The sequence below is a fragment of the Nitrosomonas supralitoralis genome, from assembly GCF_003011925.2.
GTDB classification, from domain to species: domain Bacteria; phylum Pseudomonadota; class Gammaproteobacteria; order Burkholderiales; family Nitrosomonadaceae; genus Nitrosomonas; species Nitrosomonas supralitoralis.
The window spans coordinates 164,183-171,563 of record NZ_PXXU01000001.1 but is presented as its reverse complement, the minus strand read 5'-3'; the positions used below and the strand labels follow the sequence as shown (position 1 = coordinate 171,563).

The window sequence follows — 7,381 nt, the reverse complement described above, 5'->3', positions numbered from 1 at the left end:
TTAAATGGTAGTCAGAAACAAATACTTATATAAGTTACAATTGAACTTTTTTTCTGGGCTTTTTGTCCTGAATTTGTCCCTGTAAGAAATGAGCAAAACTCGATTTTGTGTGCGAGCAAGGTGATATATTTAATTTTTTGGCCAGGAAAATCCATCAAGCCAGTTGATGGATAATATTTCTGGGTTAGGTAAGCAGTATTAATCAAGCAGAAAAAAACTCTAAAACGTGAATCTGTTTTCAGTCAGACAAATGACTTACGTTCAGAAAGTTTTTAATTGGCGTGAGTCAGTGTGAAGTTTCAATTTTGATGAGCTTAATTATGATTAGGGATCGTCAGAGTATTAGAGATAACCTCCTGGCAAGTTTCAGTCTGAGCTAACCAAACGCTGTAGCCCGACGAGTTATGCGGTACTGGGCTATCTCACGGCATAAGATCAAATTGAAATCTGGCCGCGTTTTCGTTGAAAAGATAATTCAATACGTTACAAAATCATCATTGATTGGCAAGAAATAACAATCGGAGTTGTAAATGCCAGAGTGACTGTTAATATTATTTGATGATTATTGATTCCAACAACTCGTTGAACGATATTTTGTATCTGATTGATTAATCTAATATAGACTAATAAAGTCAGGATGATTGTACTAAACAAGACTATACGGATATAGTAGTAAATAAGGAAGAACTTCCTATAGATTCAATTAAATAATGAACCTAGAATGGCATCTGTGCTGCATTAAATTCTAAGTAAGTCCAAGACGGTTGATTTCTTAATATATTTCTTATTTTACTCTATTGGAGATTCAAATGAAAAACAGCTTTAAACTGAAACTATTAGCAGCTGCAGCTCTGATGGCTAGTGGTGTTACTCACGCAGCACCGACTGTGATGGGCAATTGGGGTGTTCACGACGATCCTGTTGAGCATGCAAGCGTACTGCTGGGATCCAGTGCTGGTTCGTTTGATCACATATTTACCTTTAACTTGGTTAGCTGGAATGATCTCGTGTCTATTGCAGTCACTAATGATTTCGGAAAATTTAATATTAATGGCTCTTCCTTACAGTTATGGAAGGAAACCAGTGTAGATGGTAACTACACTAATGACGCCTCTTTAGGTTCTTTTACATTTGACTCTTCATCAGTAGGTATGGATTTTGGCAGTCTGGGACCCGGTAACTATTATTATGAAATTACAGGCACTGTTTTAGGATCGAAAGGGGGCTCCTATACAATAGATTCCTATATTTCCCCAGTTCCAGAACCTGAAACCTATGCGATGTTATTAGCCGGATTAGGGTTAATTGGCTTTTCATTGCGACGCCGACAACCAGTATAATAATTATAATTAGTTTCTAACTCGTAATTTTGAGTCACAGGTGAAGTTTTTCCTGTGGCTTTTTTATTGTCGGGATCGTGATTCGAATACAACTAAGCAATATTTATCGGAATGGGTTAAATATCCTGCCATTGCAATGGGTTGCGCATTGGTAGGGATTGATGGGCTTAGCTCGACAATGCTGAATTTCAATAAATCGGAAGAATAACTGATCGGACACAATGAAAATGCCACTTCGTAAAAGCAAGATTTGGTGATCAGAAGTCATATCCTTGCAGTCTGATTATGCGATTATCATTGCATGAAGTACAAGCCGATCTTATTGCCTTACGTATCAAGAATCAACGCAATAAAACCATATTGTCCAATCGGCATTTTCACACGCACAATGTGCCCGCCGGTAGCGACTGCGCGTTCAGCTTCAACATTACAATCCGCACCGGTAAAATAGATGAGTACGCCGTTTCCACCACCGGGGCCATTTTTCATTTTAACCAGCGCTCCAGGCGCTCCCATCTGGCCATTTTCATCGGAAAGCTCCACAGCTCTATTTTTCATCTCTGCAGCGCTGTTTAAACGTTTCAACTTTACTTGAAAAACCTATACATAAAAATGCTTGGCCCGGTCCATATCTTGCACATAAATTTCAAGCCAGTCGACGGGGTTATGATTCATCATGTTTGCTCATAAAGAATCTAAATGGCAAGTAAATGCTTTGAATTAACATCTTACAGCCATACCATCAAACCCATTTCGAGGGGGTGAGTGAGCAACGAATGGTAAGGGTGAATGCGAATGAAATATTCCTGTTTGCCACATAATTCCGGAGTCAGTTTAAGTTCGAATATATGTTCGTGCGAATCCTTAGTGCCCGTGAATTCAAACTTGAAATGATTGAAATTGCCTAGCTTGGTCGTTTTAAATTGGCGACATATCAGCAGCTCAACGACGACGTCATCCGGGGACAGATCGTGAAGATTTGCGGCTACCTTGAAATTCAGATTTTCATTAAAATGAATGCGCTCACAAGGCGTGTCCAGACGGCGTAATGTAACACCATGCCATGCATGTTTTATTTTGGTCTTCCACTTGGCTAATATTTTTGCGTCTGAAAAGTCGTTTGCTGCATAGGACATGCCCTTGCGACTGGCCGAACGATAAAATTTTGTCACATATTCGTCGACCATGCGAGTTGCGCTGTAACGAGGTAGTAGAGACATCATCGAATGCTTGGCCATTCTTACCCACTCTGGCGAATAGCCGAGCTTGCCATGGTTGTAATATTGAGGAATTACCTGGTCCTGGAGGATTTCATAGAGTGCCCGGCTTTCTTCCTGATCACGCAATGCTCCTTCCATATTTTCGAGTCCCGGTTTGATTGCCCAGCCATTTTTTCCATCGTAGCCTTCTCCCCACCAACCATCCAGTACGCTAAGGTTAATCGCACCATTAATTCCGGCTTTCATGCCGGAAGTGCCGCTGGCCTCCAATGGATATATTGGGTTGTTAAGCCAGACATCGACTCCGGAGACCAAGCGTCGGGCGAGGCGCAAATCATAACCCTCTATCAATAAAAGACGTCCTTCAAATTCAGGAGAATGTGCAATCTGACTGATGTCCCGGATCAGGTCCTGTCCTGGAACATCTGCGGGGTGTGCCTTGCCAGCAAACAAAAGTAGTACGGGTCGTTCCTGATCATGAATAATTTTTCGCAGCCAATCGAGATTATGGAATAACAATGTGGCGCGCTTATAGGTGGCGAAACGTCGTGCAAAACCTAATGTCAGAATGTTCGGATTGATGGGGTCGACAAATTTCAACAGCCGATCAAGATGCGCATCTGAGCCGCGATTCCTGGCGTTCTGCTCGCTAATACGTGAACGGATGCCATAAAACAACTGCGATTTCAATGATTGTCGTACGCTCCAGAACAAATGATTCGGTATTTCGTCAATGCGCGACCAGTAGTCAATATCGCACAATTTGTTGCGCCACTCATGGCCCAGATATCGATCAAACAAATCAGACCATTCCTGCGCAAGAAAGGTAGGAACATGAACACCATTGGTAACATAGGAGATCGGATTTTCTTCCGGCTCAATTTGTGGCCACAAATCCCGGCAAATGTTTGCAGAAACATCTCCGTGTATCTTGCTGACACCGTTATGAGTACGTGAGCCGTGGATTGCCAGCGCTGTCATATTGAAATCCGGACTGCCGGGTATATGGCCCAGCGCCATGAATTCTTCATGTGTAATATTGAGGCTGCGGTAAAAATTGTCAAAATAGGTATGCATCATTTCTTTGCTGAAATGATCATGGCCTGCAGGTACCGCTGTGTGAGTCGTGAAAACCGTATTGACTGCGACACTTTCCAAGGCGCTGGCGAAGTCGAGTCCTTGTTGTACCAGTGAGTGAATGCGCTCCAAAATCATAAAAGCAGCGTGACCTTCATTAATATGCCATATCGTGGGTTTGATCCCGAGAGCTTGTAGAATGCGCACTCCACCCATACCCAGAATAATTTCTTGCTCTATACGCATGACTTTGTCACCGCCATAGAGGTTGTGCGTAATATAACGGTCCTGTGGAGAATTTTCCGGCAAATCGGCATCCATCAGAAATAATGTGACATGACCTATTTTTGCCTGCCATACTTTAAGAGTGACATCGCGATGCGGCAAGGGAACTTTGATTTGCAAACTCGAGCCATCCTCTCGCGATACCGGGGTGACTGGAAAATCATCAAAGTTCGAAACAGTGTAGGTGACTTGCTGATTACCCAGACTATCGATAGTTTGAGAAAAATATCCTTGTCGATACAGTAAGCCAATCGCTACAAATGGAAGGTGTAAATCACTGGCTGCCTTGCAATGATCGCCTGCCAGGATACCCAGGCCTCCCGAATAAATGGGCAGGCTTTCGTGAAAACCGAATTCAAAACAGAAATAGGCAATCTGTTCTTGCGGATCTAATCCTTCATTACTGGGTGCTGTCGATGCATCGTGATAAGAGTCATATGAGGACAAAATGCTATTGTAAGTAGTAAGAAAAGAACGATCTTCTGCGGCCTTGATGAGCGCTGATTCGTCCACGCGCTTTAGAAATGCTTTTGGATTATGGCCGACGGCTTCCCATAAATGCGGATCAAGTCGGGAAAACAGTGTACGCGTGGACCGATCCCAGCTATACCAAAGGTTATTGGCCAATTCTTCCAGACGTTTAAGGCGCGGTGGAATTTTAGGATTGACAGTGATGGTAAAAGCAGTACGCGGAAACATTTATGTTCTCCTTAAAAAGAATTATCTTTGTGTTGATCAGCAGAATCTGGAAGTTAAAATAAACCTGAAGCTGTAAAAATTTCAACTATGACTATTGAGCAAGCGACGAGCCTCCTGTTTTGCACCAAGCAAACTGACTTCCGGGTTTGTAATTATAAACACAGGGAATTCGAGCATTAAATCAGAAAATCTACCCTTGGCCCGGAATGCCTGCATAAACCCGTCAAGCTTCAGAATACTGATAATCTTAGGAGCAATGCCGCCAGCAATATATACGCCACCCCGGGTGAGTCCTGCCAATGCCAGGTTACCCGCATAAGCGCCATAAATCTCGGCAAATAGCTGGATGGATTTTATCGCGATTGGATGATGATGGGTGAGTGCGAGCGTTGTGATCGTGGCGCCACTATCATCTTCAAGATGGATAGGTGCAAGGTTTGAAGCTGTCGGAGAACTCAATTGCAGAAATTTGAAAATATTTGTTAGTCCTGACCCTGAAAGCAATCGTTCTACGGATACATGGCCGAATTTGTTGTGCAGTGTTTCAAGTAATTGAATTTGTTGTTCGCTGGTTGGAGCAAAATCCATATGTCCGGCCTCAGTAGGCACTGCAAAATAGCGACCTTCCAACCAGGTAAGCCAAGCGACACCCATCCCGGTACCCGCGCCCAGTACTACACGCATCGAATGTGCAACTGACTGGCCCGCTTGCAGTGTTGCCATATCGCCAGATGACAGGCTCTCAATGCCCAGAGCGGCAGCCTCAAAATCATTAATCAGCTTGACAGAAGGGATTGAGAATTCGGTGGAAATGTCATTGCTACTGATTTGCCAGGGCAAGTTTGTTAGCTTTGCCTGCTGTGTAACAACGGGTCCAGCTACCGCAAAGCATGCTGAAAGCAGAGAATTTCTCTCTCCAGTTCGGTTCAGAAAGTCTTGTAAAATTTCAGAGAAGGTTGCAAACTTGTGATTGTCATAACGGCGAGAGAATAACTCCCGTGCTTGACCATCACGTATTTCTGCTGCTTGCAGAAGAGTTTTAGTGCCGCCGATATCACCACAGATCAATTGCTTGTTCAAGTGTTTTTTATCTGGAAATTAATCAGAAGACTTGTTACGAAGCTGACAAATAATTTTAGCCAACTAATATGACAGTATACATCGATACGCACGTTTCCAATTTCTTTCCCATTAATTGACATACAATAAGTCATTCAATGCTTATTTCCGGTATTTCTTAATTAAAAATGATAGAACCGTTGATTATTGCCAAAACTAACAGAGTTGACATAGCGCTTTTGCCTGAAATGTCTACGCGGCATGGCTGTATTACAGGTGCCACGGGAACAGGTAAAACGATTACTTTACAGAAGTTGGCAGAAAGCTTCTCGAATATCGGTGTGCCGGTATTTATGGCCGATGTCAAAGGCGATTTAACTGGCATCAGTAAGCCCGGTTCGTTAACAGACAAAGTAAAAATCCGTCTGCATATGATGCAAACGGATGTTCCGGAATGGCAAGGCTTTCCAGTAACGATGTGGGATGTGCTGCAGAAAAATGGACATCCACTGCGCGCAACAATTTCCGACATGGGACCGCTGCTACTGGCTCGTCTGTTGAATCTCAATGAAACGCAAGAAGGTGTATTAGCGCTGGTTTTTAAGGTAGCCGATGATTATGGATTATTGTTGCTTGACCTAAAAGACTTACGCGCATTGCTGCAATTTGTAGGCGAAAACGCTGATAAAATTAAAACTCAATATGGTAACGTTTCATCTGCATCAATCGGTGCCATTCAGCGCAGTTTGTTACAGATAGAAGAGCAAGGCGGAGACCGATTCTTTGGTGAGCCCATGTTGAACATTGAGGACTTATTGCAGACTATTGATGGTAAAGGTGTTATTAATATTCTGGCTGCTGATAAGTTGTTAAACTTTCCGAGATTGTATAGTGCCTTTTTGCTGTGGATGTTATCCGAGTTTTACGAAAATTTACCTGAAATCGGAGATCGTGCTAAACCTAAACTTGTATTCTTTTTCGATGAAGCGCACTTATTGTTTAGCACAGCGTCCTCGGCTTTATTGGAGAAGATCGAACAGGTTGTGAGATTGATACGTTCCAAAGGTATCGCTATTTTTTTTGTAACGCAAAATCCCTTTGATATTCCGGAGAAAGTATTAGCTCAACTGGGTAATCGCATTCAGCATGCATTACGTGCATTTACTCCGCGTGATCAAAAAGCAGTGAATTCTGTGGCTGAAACTATGCGACCTAATCCGGAACTGAATATCAAACAAGCTATCCTTGAGCTATCCGTGGGCGAAGCATTGATTTCTTTTCTTGAACGCGACGGTGCTCCGGGTATAACTGAGCGCGCTTATATACTTCCGCCGATGAGCCAGATTGGACCGATTACTCTGAAAGAACGACAGCAGCTATTGCAATCTTCTATTGTGGCTGGAGTGTATGAGCAGGAAATTGATCGTGAGAGTGCGTTTGAATTATTGCTAGCGCGGACTGGCACTGGAAACATGCCTGATAATGAGAGCTTGAAGCGACCGGCAGAAGCAGGTGTTCTGAAAGATTTGGTTGATTTATTCTCGAGTTCGCCGGCAGTACGGGGAGGGCGGCGCGAAGGGGTAATTGATGCCATGGCAAAAAGTGCTGCTCGTTCAATTGGATCGTCTATCGCACGCGAAATTACTCGTGGTCTGCTTGGATCGTTATTAGGTAGAAAGCGACGCTAGCAGGCCAAATACA

General features: G+C 43.3%; 5 protein-coding genes. 2 read left to right on the top strand and 3 right to left on the bottom strand.

Going from position 1 to position 7,381, the window contains the following annotated elements:
• The first annotated feature begins 809 nt into the window (after positions 1 to 809).
• Positions 810 to 1,340, top strand: a complete 531-nt coding sequence (locus tag C7H79_RS00650; protein ID WP_106705359.1) for an FxDxF family PEP-CTERM protein — start codon at positions 810 to 812, stop codon at positions 1,338 to 1,340.
• A gap of 327 nt (positions 1,341 to 1,667) precedes the next feature.
• Here C7H79_RS00650 and C7H79_RS00645 read toward each other — a convergent pair whose 3' ends face one another.
• The 3 genes from C7H79_RS00645 to glk all read right to left on the bottom strand — a co-directional run bounded on the left by C7H79_RS00645 (position 1,668) and on the right by glk (position 5,701).
• Complete coding sequence (locus tag C7H79_RS00645) at positions 1,668 to 1,898, bottom strand: VOC family protein (protein WP_242447065.1); 231 nt, start codon at positions 1,896 to 1,898, stop codon at positions 1,668 to 1,670.
• 170 nt (positions 1,899 to 2,068) lie between these two features.
• Positions 2,069 to 4,621, bottom strand: a complete 2,553-nt coding sequence (glgP, locus tag C7H79_RS00640) for an alpha-glucan family phosphorylase (RefSeq protein WP_106705358.1) — start codon at positions 4,619 to 4,621, stop codon at positions 2,069 to 2,071.
• A gap of 81 nt (positions 4,622 to 4,702) precedes the next feature.
• Positions 4,703 to 5,701, bottom strand: coding sequence for a glucokinase (gene glk, locus C7H79_RS00635; protein ID WP_106705357.1), 999 nt, complete (start codon positions 5,699 to 5,701; stop codon positions 4,703 to 4,705).
• A 167-nt stretch (positions 5,702 to 5,868) separates the two neighbouring features.
• Between glk and C7H79_RS00630 the strand changes: the two genes are divergently transcribed.
• The gene (locus C7H79_RS00630) at positions 5,869 to 7,368 is read left to right on the top strand and encodes a helicase HerA-like domain-containing protein (protein ID WP_106705356.1); all 1,500 of its coding nucleotides are present in this window, start codon (positions 5,869 to 5,871) and stop codon (positions 7,366 to 7,368) included.
• The last annotated feature ends 13 nt before the right edge of the window (positions 7,369 to 7,381 follow it).